Raw genomic sequence first — 17,789 nt, 5'->3', positions numbered from 1 at the left:
TCGTTCACGGGCCGGGTGTTTCTTCGAGTTCGCGGACCTCGGCCACGGCCGGGAAGCCGCGGAGGGTGCCGCTGAACGTCGTCAGGAGGGTGACCGCCGCGATCGCCGCCGTGCACGTCAGCACGGCCGCGGGGCCGGGGAGGAGCTCGATCAGCCAGCCGCCCAGCGCGGGGCCGAGCGCCGCGGCCAGGCCGCCGGCCACGCCCAGCACCCCACCGAGGCGGCCGCGCAGGTGGTCGGGGGTGAACAGCAGCTGGTAGGTGCTGATCGTCGTGTTGGCCGCCGGCGGCAGGAACGCGATCGCCGCGAACAGCGCGCCCAGCACGTATCCACTGTGGATGAACACCGCCAGCGGCGTCAGCAGCGTCAGCGCCCAGAAGACGCCGATGATCGTCAGGTACGGGCTCAGCCTGCGGTGCAGATACGGCGCCGCCAGTGCGCCGAGGATCCCGCCCGCGCCGAGCATCGCGGCCATCACGCCGATCTCGCCCGAAGGCACGCCGCGGTCGTTGGCGAGCACGATGATCACCAGGTAGTAGGCGGAGAAGAACAGGTTCAGGCTGATCACGCACAGGGACGTGACGCGCAGCCGCGGCTGCTGCCACACCCAGCGCAGGCCTTCGAGGATCTCCCGGCCCAGGTGCGCCGCCGGACGCCCCGCCTGCTGGTCCGGCCGGTCGGGCAGCCGCACGAACAGCAGCGAGACGAACGCGAAGAGGTGGGCGAACACGTCGAACACGAACGGCACCAGCCGGCCGACGGCGAACAGGAACCCGCCGAGCGCCGTCCCCGACAGCTGGCCCGCGCTCGTCCGGGCCGCGTTCATCGCCACCGCGCCCGGCACCTGGTCCTCCGGGACCAGCCGCGGCAGGCTCGCCTCCTCGGCCGGTTCGAACAGGGCCCGGCAGAGGCCCATCACGACCGCGACGGCGACCAGCAGCCCGACCCCGGCCGCGTCCCAGAACAGCGCGAGCACCAAACCGGCGGCCGCGACCGCCTGCACGGCCTCGCAGGCGAGCATGATCCGCTTGCGGTGCCAGCGGTCCACCAGTGCCCCGGCGGGCAGCCCGGCCACCAGCTGGGCGACCGCGACGGCGCCCAGCACGAGCCCGGACTGCGCGGCCGACCCGGTGATCGCCAGCACCAGCAGCGGGAACGCGATCGTCGTGGTGCTGAACCCGGCTTCGGAGACGACCTGGCCGGTCCACAGCAGCCGGTAGTCGCGGTTGCGGCGAAGACCGCCGCCGTGGCCACCCCGCCGCCCGTCGACAGCCTGCGCGGAACGCCCGGCGTCGGATGGTTCGCGCGGCGCGGACCGCGCCCTGTCGGATGCCTCCTCGCTCATGCGTCCTCCCCCCGGCAGTCGGCGGCGATGGCGTGCAGGGCGTCGGCGAAGCTCGTGGCGACCGCCTCGACCGTGGTGCGGTCGTGCAGGTCCGGCCGGTAGTACCAGGAGAACTCGAGCCGGCCCTCCCGCACGCCGCCGACGACCTCCAGCACGTGCGCGGGCTGGTTCGCCGGGTCCTGCTCCCGGCCGACCGGCGGGTGCGCGCGCAGGTAGAGCCCGCCGCCCGCGGTGGCGTTCTCGCCCTGGCCCAGGTAGTTGAACGCCACCTGTGGCCCGGTTCGGCCCAGGTCCGGGTCCCGGTAGCAGCGCAGGGCGCCGTGGGAGAACCCGTTGCCGGGCACCGCGCGCAGCTGCCGCCGCACCGACTTGACCAGCTGCCGCCAGCCCGCGTCCGGGTCGACCGTGAGCGCCACCGGGTACAGCGTGGTGAACCAGCCGACCGTGCGGGACAGGTCGACGTCGTCGAGGATCTCCTCGCGGCCGTGGCCTTCCAGGTCGACCGCCACCGCGGGCTCCCCCGTCCAGCGGGTGAGCGCGCGGGCCAGCGCGGTCAGCAGGACGTCGTTGATCCGCGTGCGGTAGGCACCCGGAGCCAGGTGCAGCAGGGCGTCCGTGTCCCGCTCGTCGACGGCGACCGCCACCAGCTCGGGCGGGGACGGCGGCGCGCCGGTCCGGTCGAGCGGGACCGCGCACCCGGGCAGCTCCCGCGCCCAGTGCTCGCGCTCGGCGTCGAAGCCGCCGGCTTCGACGAACTCGCGCAGCCGGTGCGCCCAGTCCCGGAACGACGTCGTCTTCGCGCCCAGGTCGGCCTTTTCGCCCGCCTGGATCTGCCGGTAGGCCCGTTCCAGGTCCTCCAGCAGGATGCCCCACGACACGGCGTCGACCACCAGGTGGTGCGCGGCCAGGAACAGCCGGGGGTTCCCGCCGTCGCCGGGCTCGGCCAGCAGCGCCCTCAGCTGCGGCGGCCGGGCGAGGTCGAAGCTCGCCTGCGCCTCGTCCGCGGCCCGCTCCAGGCCCGCGGTGGACACCGTGCGCAGCACCGGGCCGGGTTCGACGGGCGCGTTGTGCTGCGTCCAGCCGTCCGCGGTCCGGACGAACCGCAGGCGCAAGGCGTCGTGGTGCGCGATGACGGCGTCGAGGGCCTGCCGCAGCGCCTCTTCGTCCACCGGGCCGTCGAGCTCCACGAGCACCGACTGGTTGAAGTGCGCGGGGTTGGCCGGTTCCGAGTCGAGGAACCACCACTGGATCGGCGTGAGCGGCACGTCGCCGACGACCGCCTCACGCTCTTCCACGCCCGCTTCGGCCGGGGTGACGACGGCGGCCAGCTCGGCGACCGTCTGGTGGGTGAACAGGTCCTTCGAGCGCATCGCCAGGCCGGCCTGCCGGGCCCGGTGCACGACCTGGATGCTCAGGATCGAGTCGCCGCCGAGCTCGAAGAAGTTGTCCGCCGCGCCGACGCGGTCGAGGCCCAGCACCTCGGCCCAGATCTTCGCCAGCAGCTCCTCGGTTTCCGTGCGCGGGGCCACGTACTCCGCGGTCCGCAGCGCCTCCGGGTCCGGGGCGGGCAGGGCCCGGCGGTCCACCTTGCCGTTCGGCGTCATCGGCACCGCGTCCAGCGGCACGAACGCCGACGGCACGAGGTGGTCCGGCAGGGTTTCGCCCAGGTACGAGCGCAGCTCCCCGACTTCGCCGACGACGTAGGCGACGAGCCGCTTGTGCCCGTCGGTCTCGTGGACGGCCACGACCGCGTCCCGCACCGAGGGGTGCCGCCGCAGCCCGGCCTCGATCTCGCCGAGCTCGATCCGGAAGCCGCGGATCTTGACCTGCTCGTCGGCCCGCCCGACGAACTCCAGGTCGCCCTCGGCGGTCCGGCGGACGACGTCCCCGGTCCGGTACATCCGCGAACCCGGCTCGCCGAACGGGTCGGCGACGAACCGGTCCGCGGTCAGGCCGGGCCGGTTCAGGTACCCGCGGGCCAGGCCGAGGCCGCTGACGTACAGCTCGCCCGCCGTCCCGATCGGCACCGGCCGCAGGGCCGCGTCCAGGACGTGCACCCGCGTGTTCGGGATCGGCCTGCCGATCGGCGGTGTCCCGCCCGGCGCCAGCGGCTCGCTCCACGAGGTGACGACGGTGGATTCCGTCGGCCCGTAGGCGTTGATCATCCGGCGGCCGGGCGCCCACCGGTCCACCAGCGCGGCCGGGCAGGCGTCCCCGCCGACGACGACCGTGCGGAAGTCCGGCAGCGGCTCGTCGGGGACGGTCGCCAGCGCGACCGGCGGGATCAGCGCGTGGGTGATCCGCCGCTCCCGCAGCACGTCGGCGAGCGGGGCCCCGACCAGCGGGCCGTCCGGCGGCGGCACGACGAGCGCCGCGCCGGCGGGCAGGGACGCGCACAGCTCGAGGATCGACGCGTCGAAGCTCGGCGAGCTGAACGCCAGCACGCGGTCCCCGGCGCGCACGTCGAAGTGCCGGGCTTCGGCGGCGGCGAAGGAGGCCAGCCCGGCGTGCGACACCACGACGCCCTTGGGCCGCCCGGTCGAGCCGGACGTGTAGATCACGTACGCCGCCTGCGCGGGGTCGATCGGCACGTCCAGGTTCGTGTCGGCGAACTCGGTGGCCGCCGGTTCGGTGTCCACCACGAACACCGGGGCCGAGTCCCGCAGCATGAACTCCACCCGCTCGGCGGGGTAGGCCGGGTCGACGGGCAGGAACGCGGCGCCGGTCTTCGCCACGGCCAGCTCGGTGACGACGAGCGCGGCCGACCGCGGCAGCCGGACGGCGACGATCCGCTCCGGGCCGGCGCCCCGGTCCACGAGCAGCCGCGCCAGCCGGTTCGCCCGGGCGTTCAGCTCGGCGAAAGTGTATTCGCCGCCCTCGAAGAGCAGCGCGGGCGCGTCCGGGGTGCGTTCGGCCTGCGCTTCGAGCAGCTGGCCCAGCGAAGCCGGCGGGACGGCGTGCGCGGTGTCGTTCCACGCCCGCAGCCGGTCCAGCTCGGCCTGCGGCAGCATCGGCAGCGCGGTCATCGGCCGGTCCGGCTCCGCGACGAGCGTGGCCAGCAGCGTCCGCAGCCGGTCCGCCAGCCGCTCGATCGTCGTCGCGTCGAACAGGCCGGTGTTGTAGTTGACGGCGCCGCGCAGCGCGCCCTCGTCCTCCTCGAACTGCAGGAGTAGATCGAAGTTCGCCGACACCGCCGGCAGCGGCTCCTCCCCCGCGACCAGGGTGCTGCCGCCGGGCCGGTCGCCGGTGTTCTGCAGCACGACCATGGCTTGGAACAGCGGGGTCCGGCTCGCGTCGCGCACCGGCTGGACCGCGTCCACCACCCGCTCGAACGGCACGTCCTGGTGGGCGAAGGCGTCGAGCACCGTTTCGCGCACCGTACCCAGGAACTCGCGGAAGGGCCGCCGGGCGTCCACTGTGGACCGCAGGACCAGGGTGTTGACGAAGAAGCCGACCAGCCGGTCCAGCTCCGGCCGCTCCCGCCCGGCCGTGACCGTGCCGACGGCGACGTCGTCCTGGCCTGCCCACTGGGCCAGCAGCACCTGGCAGGCGGCCACCAGGGTCATGAAGAGGGTGCCGTCGTGGGCGCTCGCCAGCTCGCGCAGCCCGGCCGCGACCTCGGCGGGGACGTCGAAGCCGAGCCACTCCCCCTCGGTCGTGCGGACCGGGGGCCGCGGCCGGTCGGTGGGCAGCTCGAGCGGCGAGAGCCCGGCGAGGCGCTCGCGCCAGTGGTCGAGCTCGCCGGCCAGCCGGGAACCGCCGAGGTAGTCCCGTTGCCACGCGGCGAAGTCCGCGTACTGCACCGGCAACGGCGGCAGCTCGGGTTCCTCTCCGCGGACGTAGGCGGCGTAGCACGCGTCCAGCTCGGTGGCCAGCACCCCGGACGACCAGCCGTCGGTGACGATGTGGTGCAGCACCAGCAGGAGCACGTGGTCGCCGGGCCCCCGCCGGAACAGGCGGGCCCGCAGCAGCGGCCCGGTGCGCAGGTCGAACGGCCGCAGGGCCTCGCGCGCCAGTGCTTCTTCGGCGAAGTCTTCGACCGGCAGCTCGACGCGGGAGGGCTCGAGCACGAACTGGACGCCGCGGCCGTCGACCGCGCCGAACGTCGTGCGCAGCGACTCGTGCCGCGTGACGAGCGTGTCGAGGGCCCGCCGCAGCGCGTCGACGTCGAGCTCGCCGCGCAGGCGCAACGCCGTGGGCGAAAGGTATTCCGTGCCGCCCGGCTCGAACTCGTCGAGGAACCACAGCCGCTGCTGGGCGAACGACAGCGGCAGCGCGCCGTCGCGCGGCACGACCGGGATCGGCTCGGCGGTGGCCTGCCCGGCGGGCAGCTCGGCGGCGAACCGGCCGAGCGTCGGGGCCGTGAACAGCGCCCGCGGCGAGACTTCGACGCCGAACTCCGCCCGCACCCGCGAGACGATCCGCATGCTGAGGATCGAGTCGCCGCCCAGCTCGAAGAAGCTGTCGGTGACGCCGACGCGGTCGACGCGCAGGACGTCGGCCCAGATCGCGGCCAGCCGCCGTTCGGCGTCGGTCCGCGGCGCGACGTACTCGGCGGCGGCGTCCCGTTCCGGTGCGGGCAGCGCGCGCCGGTCGATCTTGCCGTGGCGGGTCAGGGGCAGCGCGTCGAGCGCCACGAACACGGTCGGGACCAGGTGGTCCGGCAGGCGCTCCCGCAGCCAGGCGCGCAGGCCGCGGGTCTCGCCGACGACGTAGGCGACGAGCCGGCCGTCGCGGGCCACCACCGTGGTGTCGGCGACCGCGGGGTGCCGCCGCAGGGCGGCTTCGACCTCGCCGGGCTCGACGCGGAAGCCGCGGATCTTGACCTGCTCGTCGACGCGGCCGAGGTAGTCGAGGCGTCCGCCGTCGGTCCAGCGGACGCGGTCGCCCGTGCGGTACATCCGGCCGCCCGGCGGCCCGAAGGGGTCGGCGACGAACCGGGCGGCGGTCAGGCCCGGCCGGTTGAGGTAGCCGCGGGCGAGCTGGACGCCGGCGAGGTGCAGCTCGCCGGGCATGCCGTCGGGCACCGGCTCGCCCGCCGCGTCCAGCACGTAGGCGCGCAGGTTGGCCAGGGGCCGCCCGATCAGCGGCCGGTCGCCGGCCACCCGGGTGAACACGGCGTCCACAGTGGACTCGGTGGGCCCGTAGAAGTTGTACGCCGCCGTCCCGGACGCGGCCAGTTCGTGCCACAGCGCCTCGGTGAGGGCCTCGCCGCCGAGCATCAGGTACCGCGGGCGGTGCTCGCCGCGCAGCAGGCCGGCGGGCAGCAGCTGGTGCACGTAGGACGGCGTCACGTCGAGGAACTCGACGCGGTGCTCGTGCACGTACCGGGTCAGGGCGGCCGGGTCGAGCCGGGTGTCGTCGTCGATCACGTGCAGCTCGTGCCCGTCCGCCATCAGCAGCGGGCCCTCCCAGGACGTGTCGAACGACAGGGCCGCGGTCAGCGCGACGCGCATCCGCTCCCGCCCGAACACCGTCCGGTGGCTGGCCAGCAGGTTGACCAGCGCGGCGTGCTCGACGACGACGCCCTTGGGCGTGCCGGTCGAGCCCGAGGTGTAGATGACGTACGCGGCGTTGGACGCCGTCGCGCGCGTTCCGGCCGCCGGGAGCTCCTCGCCTTCGCGCGCGCCGCCGAGCACGACCGCCGGCCGCGCGTCGGCCAGCAGCAGCCGGATCCGCTCCGGCGGCAGCCCCGGGTCCACCGGCAGGTACACCGCCCCCGCCTTGAGCACGGCGAACAACGCGATGACGGCCTCGGCCGAGCGCGGCAGCATGACGGCCACCACCCGCTCCGGCCCGGCGCCCCGCTCCACCAGCTCCGCGGCCAGCTTCGACGCGCGCGCGTCGACCTCGGCGAAGTCCAGGGCGGTGTCGCGGAAGACCAGCGCGGTCTCGTGCGGGATGCGCCCGGCGGTCGCTTCGAAGACGTCCAGGATCGTGCCCGCCGGGACGTCGGCGCGCTCGCCGGCGCCCGCGGCCAGCAGCCGGGTCCGCTCGTCCGGCGTCAGCGGGGACACCGCCCCGACGCGGCGGTCCGGGTCGGCGACGATCGCGCGGACCAGGCCGGCGAGCTGCTCGGCCAGCCGGCGCGCGGTGGCCGCGTCGAACAGCCGGGGGTCGTAGGACAGCTCGAGCCCGAGCCGCTCGTGCAGGTAGGCGGTGAGGTTGAGCGGGAAGCTGGTCGTGTCGAGGGAGTCGACGTCCAGCACCCGGACGCCGTCCTGCCCGCTGTCCTCGATCGGGTAGTTCTCGAAGACCACCACGCTGTCGAACAGCGACGTGCCCGCGGGGACCGCCGTGAACCCCTGCAGCTGGGAAAGCGCAAGGAAGTCGTACCGGCGGGCGTCCGCCTGCCGCGCCTGGACCGCGCGCAGCCACTCCCCGACGGGCCGGGAGTCCTCGACCTCGATCCGGGTCGGCACGGTGTTGATGAACATCCCGATCATCGCCTCGACGCCGGGCAGCTCGGCCGGGCGCCCGGACACCGTGGTGCCGAACAGGACGTCGGAGTCCCCGCTGTAGCGCGCGAGGAGCAGCGCCCACGCGCCCTGCACGACGGAGTTGACGGTCAGCGCCGCCGCCTTCGCCGTCTCGTGCAGCCGGGCCGACTCCGCCGGGGACAGCTCGACCAGCACCGCCTCGGCGGACTCGGCGCGGTGGGCCTCCTGCGGCCGGTGGTCGTAGGGCAGGGGCGTCGGCGCGGCGAAGCCGTCGAGCGCCTCGCGCCAGTGGTTCTCCGCCTCGGCGCGGTCCTGCTCGGCGAGCCAGCCGAGGTAGTCGCGGAACGGCCGCCGGGGCGCCAGCTCCGCGGCGCGTCCTTCGACGATGGCGGCGTACTGCTCGCACACCTCGCCGAACACCTGCGCGGTGCTCCAGCCGTCGAGCAGGACGTGGTGCGAGGTCCACAGCAGCTGCACCTCGTCGTCGGCGACGCGGGCGATCGCCAGGCGCATCAGCGGCGGGGCGGTCAGGTCCATGCCCGCGGCCAGGTCGGCGGCCAGCAGCTTCGCCAGTTCCGCCTCCTGGGCGTCCGGAGTCAGACCGCGCCAGTCGTGGTGGGCGACCGGCACCCGGACCTCCCGGTGCACCCGCTGCACGGGCTCGTCGACGCCGTCCCACACCGTGCTGCTGCGCAGGATCGGCGTGCGGTCGACGACGCGCTGCCAGGCCTCGGCGAGCGCGGCCGGGTCGCCGACCCCGGCCAGCCGCAGCCGGAACTGGTCGAAGTAGGCGTTCGAGCCGTGGTCGACCAGGCTGTGGAACACCATGCCCGCCTGCAGCGGGGTGAGCGGGTAGATGTCTTCGACGTCGCGGCCGTCGCCGGCCAGGCGGTCGACGTCGGCCTGCCCGAGCCGGGCGAGCGGGAAGTCCGACGGCGTGCGCCCCCCGGCCTCCGCGCAGTGCCCGACGATCTCGCGCAGGGCTTGGACGGTCGCCTCGGCGAGCGCCCGGACGGTGGCCTCGTCGTGCACCTCGGCCGAGTACTCCCAGGTGAGGTGCAGTTCCCCGCCTTCGACGACGCCGATGACGTCGAGCAGGTACGGCCGGGTCCCCGCCGGGTCGGCGTCGTGCCCGAGGCCCTCGCCCCGGCCGCGGTACCAGCCGTCGTCGGCGGTCCCGACGTCCCAGCGGCCGTGGTAGTTGAAGGAGATCCGCGGCGCGGGGTCGTCGCGCAGCGCCGCACCGGGCGCGTCGGCCGGGCTCAGGTAGCGCAGGGCCTCGTAGCCGGCGCCCTTGTTCGGCACCGCGCGCAGCTGTTCCTTGACGGACTTGAGGATCTCGCCCCAGTCCTCGCCGGGGACGTCGAGCGCGAGCGGGTACTGGGCGGTGAACCAGCCGATGGTGCGGGACAGCTCGAGCGGCGCGGCGAGCTCCTCCCGGCCGTGGCCTTCCAGGGCCACGACCACGCGCGGGCGGCCCGTCCAGCGGGCCAGCACCCGGCCCAGCGCGCTCAGCAGGACGTCGTTGACCTCGGTCCGGTACGCGCCGGGCACCTCCTGCAGGAGCGCGGTGGTCTCGGCCCGGCCGAGGGTCACCGAGACGTCCCGCGCCGACCCGACGGTGTTGCGGCCGGGGCGGTCGACCGGCAGGTCCGGGTCGGCTTCGCGCAGAACGCCCTGCCAGTACGGCACTTCGCCGTCGAGGCCGCCTCGGCGGACGTGCTCGGCCAGCGAGCGCGCCCAGGAGGTGACCGAGGTGCCGACCGGTTCGAGGGGCTCGCCGCGGTAGGCGCGTTCGAGGTCGCCGAGCAGGACGCGCCACGAGACGCCGTCCATCACCAGGTGGTGGGCGGTGAGGAAGAGCTGCGGCGCGCGGTCGGCGAAGGTGAACAGCACGGCCCGCCACACCGGTCCGGCGGCGAGGTCGAGCGAGGTCTGCGCGCGTTCGGCCTCGGCGTGCATGACGGCGGTGACGTCGTCCACTTCGGACAGGTCGACGTGCCGCAGGAGCTCCGCGGCCTCCGTGGCCGCCGGTTCCTGCTGCCAGGCGCCGTCCGGCCGGGAGAACCGCATGCGCAGCGCGTCGTGCCGTTCGGCGACCCGGGCCAGCGCGGCGGCCAGCCGCGGGGCGTCCACAGAGGACAGGACGACGTGGACGGACATGGTCAGCCGCCACGGCTGTTCGAGGTGCTCGAACAGCCAGGACTGGATCGGGCCGAGCGGGGCGGGCCCGGCGATCTCCGCGGGCGCCGGCGTGGCGGGCCCGGCGACCGCGGCGACGCGGCCGAGCTCGGCGATCGTCTGGTGCCGGAAGAGGTCTTTCGACGTCAGGGCGAGCCCCGCCTGCCGGGCCCGGGCGACGACCTGGATGCTGAGGATCGAGTCGCCGCCGAGGCCGAAGAAGTTGTCTTCGACGCCGACCCGGTCGACGCCGAGCACCGCCGACCACACCTCGGCGAGGACGGTCTCGGCGTCGGTGCGCGGGGCGACGTACCGGGTTTCGGCGCGCGCGCCGGGTTCGGGCAGCGCCCGGACGTCCAGCTTGCCGTTGGCGTTGAGCGGCAGCTTCTCCAGCGGGACGAACACCGCGGGGACCATGTGCGCGGGCAGGGACCGGCCGAGGAACTCACGCAGCGCCGTGGTGCCCGGCACCGATCCGGTGAGGTAGGCGACGAGCCGCTTGGCGTCCCCCGTGCCGTGGGCGACGACGGCGGCCTCGGCCACGTCGGGGTGCGCGATCAGGGCCGCCTCGACCTCGCCGAGCTCGATCCGGAAGCCGCGGATCTTGACCTGCTGGTCGGCCCGGCCGCGGTAGTCGAGCTCGCCGTCGGCGGTCCACCGGAGCAGGTCGCCGGTGCGGTACATCCGGGTGCCCGGGGCGCCGAAGGGGTCGGCGACGAACCGCGACGCGGTCAGGCCGGGCCGGTTCAGGTAGCCGCGGGCCAGGCCCGCGCCGGCGACGTACAGCTCGCCGGTGACGCCGGGCGGCACCGGCACGAGGTCCGCGTCCAGCACGTAGGTCCGCAGGTCCGGGATCGGCACGCCGGCCGTGGCCGGCCCGTCGGCGTCGAGCACCCGGTGGGTGACGTGGACCGTGGTCTCGGTGATGCCGTACATGTTGACCAGCCGCGGGCCGTCCGGGTGCCGGCGGCGCCATTCGGCCAGCCGCGCGGAGTCCAGCGCCTCCCCGCCGAAGATGACGTACCGCAGGCTCAGCGGCGGGGACGGCACGGTGCTCAGCCGGTAGAACGCCGACGGCGTCTGGTTGAGGACGGTCACCCGCTCTTCGGCCAGCAGGGTCAGGAACTCTTCGGGCGAGCGCACGGCGTCCGGCGGGACGACCACGAGCCGGCCGCCGTGCAGCAGCGCGCCCCACAGCTCCCACACCGAGAAGTCGAAGGCGTAGGAGTGGAAGAGCGTCCAGACGTCCCGCTCGCCGAAGCCGAACCAGTGCGCGGTCGAGGAGAACAGCCGGGTCACGTTCGCGTGCGGGATCAGCACGCCCTTGGGCACGCCGGTGGAGCCCGAGGTGTAGATGACGTACGCGGTGTTCTCCGGCAGAGCCCGTACCGCCGGTGCGGTGTCCGGGAAGCCTTCGGCCTCGACGGAGTCGACGACGCACACCGGCCGCGCGTCGGCCAGCGTCGCCTCGATCCGCGCCGCCGGGTACGCGGGGTCGATCGGCAGGTACCCGGCGCCGGACTTCAGCACCGCGAGCACCGCCACGACCAGGTCGGCCGAGCGCGGCAGGCGCAGCGCCACCAGCTCCTCCGGACCGGCGCCCTCGGCGATCAGCCGATGGGCGAGGCGGTTGGCGCGGCGGTCCAGCTCGCGGTAGGTCAGCCGGGTGGTCCCGCTCGTCACCGCGGCGGCGTCCGGGGTGCGCGTCACCTGCGCGGCGAACAGCTCCGGCAGCGTCGGCGCCGGCTCGGCGACGGCTTTGCCGTTCCACTCCGCGAGCACGAGGTCGCGCTCGGCGGCGGTCGTCCAGGGCAGCCGGGCCAGCGGCCGGTCCGGCGCCGCCGCGATGCCGTCCAGGAGGGTGCGCAGCCAGCCGGTCAGCCGCTCGATGGTGGCCGCGTCGAACAGGTCGGTGTTGTAGTTGACGAGCGCGTCGAGCCGGCCGGCCGTCTCCTGGAAGTGGACCATCAGGTCGAACCCGGCCGTCACGACCGGCGGCGCCAGCTCTTCGGCGTCGAGGCCGGGCAGGGCGGGCCGGGCGTCCGGGGTGTTGTGCAGCACGACCATCACCTGGCACAGCGGCGTGCGGCTGGTGTCGCGCTCGGGCTGCAGGTCGTCGACGACGCGGTCGAAGGGGACGTCCTGGTGGGCGAAGGCGTCCAGCACCGTGTCGCGCACCTCGTCGAGGAAGGCGCCGAACCCGCGCCGGAGGTCCACTGTGGACCGCAGGACGAGGGTGTTGACGAAGAAGCCGATCAGCCCTTCCAGCTCGGTGCGCTCGCGGCCGGAGACGACCGTGCCGACGGCGACGTCGGATTGGCCCGACCACCGGGCGAACAGCAGCTGGCAGGCGGCGAGCAGCGTCATGAACAGCGTGCCGCCGTGGGCCCGCGAGAGCTCCTTGAGCCGGGCGGTGGTGCCGGCCGGAACGGTGAACTCGTGCAGCGCGCCGTTCTTCGTGCGGACCGCCGGGCGCGGCCGGTCGGTGGGCAGGTCCAGCACCGGGACGCCGTCGAGGCGGTGGCGCCAGTAGCTGAGCTGGCCGTCGAACTCGGTGCCGTCGAGGCGGTTGCGCTGCCAGACCGCGTAGTCGGCGTACTGCACCGGCAGGGCCGGCAGCGCCGGCTCCTCGCCGCGGGCGAACGCGGCGTAGCAGGCGGCCAGCTCGGCCAGCAGCACACCCGAGGACCAGCCGTCGGTGACGATGTGGTGCAGCACCAGGGTGAGCACATGGTCGCCGGGGGCCAGCCGGGTGAGCGCGGTGCGCAGCAGCGGGCCGGTGTGCAGGTCGACGGGCCCGCCCGCGGCGGCCAGCGCCGAGGCCAGGTCGCCGTCGCGCACGGGAACTTCGACCGCGTACGGCGGGTGGACGACCTGGACACCGCGGCCGTCGACGGTCGCGAAGGTGGTGCGCAGGGACTCGTGCCGGGCGACCAGCGCGGTGAGCGCGCGGTTCAGCGCGCCGACGTCCAGGTCGCCGCGCAGCCGCAGCGCGGTCGGCGACACGTATTCGGTGCTGCCGGGCTCGAACTCGTCGAGGAACCAGAGCCGTTGCTGGGCGAAGGAAAGCGGCGCTTCGAACCGGCCGCCGTCGCGCCGCAGGACCGCGATCGGCGCCTGCGGCGCGGCCGCGTCCGGCAGCTGCGCGGCCAGCCGGGCCGGCGTCGGGGCGGTGAAGACGAGCCGGGCCGGCACGTCGGCGCCGAGGGCGTCCCGCAGCCTCGCCACGACCCGGATGCCGAGCAGCGAATCGCCGCCCAGGTCGAAGAAGTCGTCGTCGACGCCGACCCGGGCGACGCCCAGGACGTCGGCCCAGACCTCGGTGACCAGCCGTTCGCGCTCGTCCCGCGGGGCGACGTACCGGGTCGACGCGGCCAGCTCCGGCTCCGGCAGCGCCCGCCGGTCCAGCTTGCCGTGCCGGGTCAGCGGCAGGCGGTCGAGGGCCACGAAGGCGGCCGGCACCAGGTGGGCGGGCAGGACCTCGGTGAGCGCGGCCCGCAGGGCGGCGGGTTCGGCGTCGCCGACCACGTAGGCGACGAGCCGGCCGTCCCGCGCGTCCACCGCGGCGTCGGTGACGCCGGCCTGGGCGCGCAACGCCGTCTCGACCTCGCCCGGCTCGATGCGGAAGCCGCGGACCTTGATCTGGTCGTCGACGCGGCCGAGGTGCTCCAGCTGCCCGTCGGCGGTCCAGCGGGCCCGGTCGCCGGTGCGGTACAGGCGCGTGCCAGGCGGGCCGAACGGGTCCGCGGTGAACCGGTCCGCGGTCAGGCCCGGCCGGCCGAGGTAGCCGCGGGCCAGCTGGGCCCCGGCGAGGCACAGCTCGCCCGGTACCCCCGGCGGGACCAGCCGCAGGTGCTCGTCGAGGACGTACGCCGTGACGTTGCCGATCGGCCTGCCGATCAGCGGCCGGTCGCCGGTCACCGGCGCGCGGGTGGCGTCCACAGTGGACTCGGTCGGGCCGTAGTAGTTGTGGGCGGCCGTGTCCGCCTCGGCCAGCTCGCGCCACAGGCCCGGGCTGAGCGCTTCGCCGCCGACCATGAGGAACCGCGGGCGGTGCTCGCCGGTGAGCAGCCCGGCGGGCAGCAGCTGCCGCAGGTAGGACGGGGTCACGTCGAGGAAGTCGACGCGCTCGTCGCGGACGTAGCGGGTCAGCGCGGCCGGGTCGAGGCGGGTGTCCTCGTCGATGAGGTGCAACTCGTGCCCGTCCGCCATCAGCAGCGGGCCCTCCCACGAGGTGTCGAACGACAGGGTCGCGGTGAGCGCGACGCGCAACCGGTCGCGGCCGAACACCGTGCGGTGGTCGGCCAGCAGGTTCACCAGGGCCGCGTGCTCGACGACGACGCCCTTGGGCGTGCCGGTCGAGCCGGAGGTGTGGATGACGTAGGCGGCGTCCGACGGCCGGGGCCCGGCCGGTCTCGCTCCGCCGGTGGGCACCGTGGTGCCGTCGAGCACGGCCACCGGCCGGGTGTCGTCGAGCAGGACGCGGATCCGGTCCGCGGGCAGCCCGGGGTCGATCGACAGGTGCACCGCGCCCGCCTTGAGGACGGCGAACAGCGCGACGATCGCGTCGGCCGACCGCGGCAGCAGCACGGCGACGACCCGGTCCGGCCCGGCGCCGCGGGCGGCGAGGTCCGCGGCGAGCGCGTCGGTGCGGGCCGCGAGTTCGGCGAAGGTCAGCCGGACGCCGCCGCAGACGAGCGCGGTGGCCTCGGGCCGGGTCCGCGCCTGGTGGTCGAGGAGGTCGACGACCGTCGTGCCGGGAACGTCGAGGTCCCGCTTTCCCCACGAAAGCAGCTGCCGTTCTTCGGCTTCGGTGGTGAGCGGCAGGTCGGCGATCCGACGGCCGGATCCGGCCGCGATCCCGGCCAGCAGCCGCAGCAGGTGGGCGGTCAGGCGGTCGATGGTGGCCGCGTCGAACAGCTCGGTGCTGTACTCGACGAGCCCGGCGAGCCGGCCGCCGGACTCCTCGAACTCCACCGTCAGGTCGAAGTTCGACGAGTCCCGCGGCACCTCGGCCGGTTCGGCGGCGAGCCCGGGGAAGGCCGGCCCGGCGCCGCCGACGCTGTGCAGCAGCACCATGACGTCGAACAGCGGGTTGCGGCCGGGGTCGCGCCCGGCGTGCACGGCGTCGACCAGTTCCTCGAAGGGCACGTCGTCGTGGGCGAAGGAGTCGAGCACGGTCTGGCGCGTGCGGTTCAGGTGCTCGGTGAACGGGACCGAGGTGTCCACGGCCGAGCGCAGCACGACGGTGTTGACGAAGAACCCGACGACCCGCTGCAGCTCCGGCCGGTCGCGGCCCTGCACGACGGTGCCGAGCGCGATGTCGTCCTGCCCGGTGTAGCGCGCGAACAGCGCCTGACAGGCGGCGACGAGCACGGTGAACAGCGTCGTCTCCGCCGTCCGGGCCAGCTCGGCGAGCCGGGCGGCCACGTCCGCGGGGACGGCGAACTCGTGCACCGCGCCGGCGGTGCCGCGGGTGGCCGGGCGCGGCCGGTCGGTGGGCAGGTCCAGCGGGGTGACGCCGGCGAGCTGCTCCTTCCAGTAGTCCAGCCCGGCGGCCCGGGTCGGCCGGTCGTGCTGCCACACCGCGAAGTCCGCGTACTGCAGCGGCTGGGGCGGCAGCTCGGCGCGTTCGCCGTCGCGGTAGAGCAGGCCGAGCTCTTCGGTGAGCACGCCCATCGACGCGCCGTCGGTGGCGATGTGGTGCACGCACACCAGCAGCACGTGCTCGGCCGGGGACAGGCGCAGCAGCACCGCGCGCAGCAGCGGCCCGCGGGCCAGGTCGAACGGCCGGGCGTACTCGGCCCGCAGCACGGCGCCGAGGTCGTCCGGGGCGACGTCCACCACGGGCAGCGCCACCTCGTACGGCGGCCGGACGTGCTGGACCGGCTCGCCGTCGACCTCGGTGAACGTCGTGCGCAGGGGTTCGTGCCGGGCGACCAGCAGGCGCAGCGCGGTGGCCAGCGCGCCGGGGTCGAGCGTCCCGGTGAGGCGCAGCGCGATCGCGCTGTTGTACTCCGGGTCGTCCGGCCGGAGCCGGCTGAGGAACCACAGCCGGCGCTGGGCCGAGGACAGCGGGAGCGGGCGGGAACGGTCGGCGGCGGCCGGGATCTCCGGCGCCGGTGCGGCCGTTCCCGCCATCCGCGCCCGCAGCACCTCCCGCAGGTGGGCGGGCAGTGCCGCGATGCGGTCCTGTCGGGACGAGGTCATGGGACGTCCTCACGCTTCCTGGTCGGAGGCGAGGCTTTCGAGCTCGCCCAAGATGAGTTCCTCGACCGTGCCGGCCAGCCCGGCGACCGTGCGCGCGGTCAGCACGTCGGCCGGGGTGATCCGCACGGCGAACAGCGCACTGGCCTTGGCCGCGATGTGCAGGCTCCGCAGCGAATCCCCGCCGAGCGCGAAGAAGCTGTCTTCGGCGCCGACGCGCTCGGCGCCGAGCACCTCGGCCCAGATCGCCGCGAGCGCGCGTTCGGTGTCCGTCTCCGGTTCGACGTGGCCGGTCGCCGGTCCGGCCGGGGCGGGCAGCGCGCGCCGGTCGAGCTTCCCGTTGGCGCTGACCGGAAGCCGGTCCAGCGCCACGAACGCCGTGGGGACGAGGTAGTCCGGCAGCGACCGGGCCAGGAACTCCCGGAGCGCCGCGTCGTCCACATCGGACACCACGTACGCCACCAGCTGTTTCACGCCCGGCTGGTCCTCGCGGACCACGACCGCGGCCTGCGCGACGTCCGGGTGCCGGGCCAGCGCGGCCTCGACCTCGCCGGGCTCGACCCGGAACCCGCGGAGCTTGACCTGGTCGTCGACCCGGCCCAGGAACTCCAGCTCGCCTTCGGCGGTCCAGCGGACGATGTCGCCGGTGCGGTACATCCGCGCCCCCGGCGGGCCGGCGGGATCGGCGACGAACCGGTCGGCGGTCAGTCCGGGCCGGCCGCGGTAGCCGCGGGCCAGGCCGGCGCCGGCCAGGCACAGCTCGCCGGGCACGCCCGGCGGGACCGGCCGCAGGTCGGCGTCGAGCACGCGGGCGCGCATCCCGTCCAGCGGACGGCCGATCGGGATCCGGTCCGGGACCACCTCGGCCATCGGGTGGGCCGTGGCGAAGGTGGTCGTCTCGGTCGGGCCGTAGCCGTCGACGACCCGCAGGCCGGGACACGCGGCCAGCACCCGCCGCACCGCGGCCGCGGGGACGACGTCGCCGCCGGTCCAGACCTCCCGCAGGCCGGCGAAGCAGTCCGGCGTCTCCTGCGCGAGCACCCGGAACAGCCCGGCGGTGACCCACATCGCGGTCACCCCGTGCTCGCGGACGAGCTCCCGCAGCGCCGGCGCGTCCACGCCCTCGCCCGGACCGACGACGACGCGGCCGCCGTTCAGCAGCGGCACCCACAGCTCGTACGTCGTGGCGTCGAAGGCCAGCGGCGAGTGCAGCAGGACGCGGTCGTGCGCGCCGCCGCGGAAGCGGCGGTCGGCGGCCAGCGCGGCGACATCGCGGTGGCGCACCGCGACGCCCTTGGGGATCCCGGTGGACCCGGAGGTGTACATGACGTAGGCCAGCTGGTCGGGGTCGACGGCCACCGCCGGGTCGGTGCCGGGCTCATCGTCCACAGAGGACAGCAGCACGGTGCTCGCGAACGGGTACTCCGCCTCGGCGACGACGAACCGGACCCCGTCGAGCAGCAGGCGCTGCCGCTCGGCCGGCGCGCGGGTGTCCAGCGGGAGGTAGGCCCCGCCCGCCTTGACCACGGCCAGTTCGGCCACCACGGCGCCGGCGCCGCCGACGGCGAGCCCGACCGGCTCCTCCGGCCGCAGCCCGAGGCCGACCAGCCGGTTCG

Annotated in this window: 3 protein-coding genes; all 3 read right to left on the bottom strand. The window is 75.2% G+C overall.

The features are described from left to right. Window positions 1-4: 4 nt before the first annotated feature. The gene (locus tag DV20_RS06600) at window positions 5-1,345 is read right to left on the bottom strand and encodes an MFS transporter (RefSeq protein ID WP_084093345.1); all 1,341 of its coding nucleotides are present in this window, start codon (window positions 1,343-1,345) and stop codon (window positions 5-7) included. After that, window positions 1,342-16,176 carry a non-ribosomal peptide synthetase gene (locus DV20_RS06595; RefSeq protein ID WP_043777305.1) on the bottom strand — a complete coding sequence of 4,945 codons (14,835 nt, stop codon included), beginning with the start codon at window positions 16,174-16,176 and terminating at the stop codon, window positions 1,342-1,344. Before DV20_RS06595 ends, DV20_RS06600 begins: the two co-directional genes overlap by 4 nt. 9 nt (window positions 16,177-16,185) lie before the next feature. Next, window positions 16,186-17,789, bottom strand: a 1,604-nt coding sequence (locus DV20_RS06590; protein WP_043777302.1) for a non-ribosomal peptide synthetase, incomplete at its 5' end; no start/stop codon positions are given.

The organism is Amycolatopsis rifamycinica (assembly GCF_000695625.1).
Classification (GTDB): Bacteria; Actinomycetota; Actinomycetes; order Mycobacteriales; family Pseudonocardiaceae; genus Amycolatopsis; species Amycolatopsis rifamycinica.
This window is presented reverse-complemented; position numbering and strand designations above follow the sequence as displayed.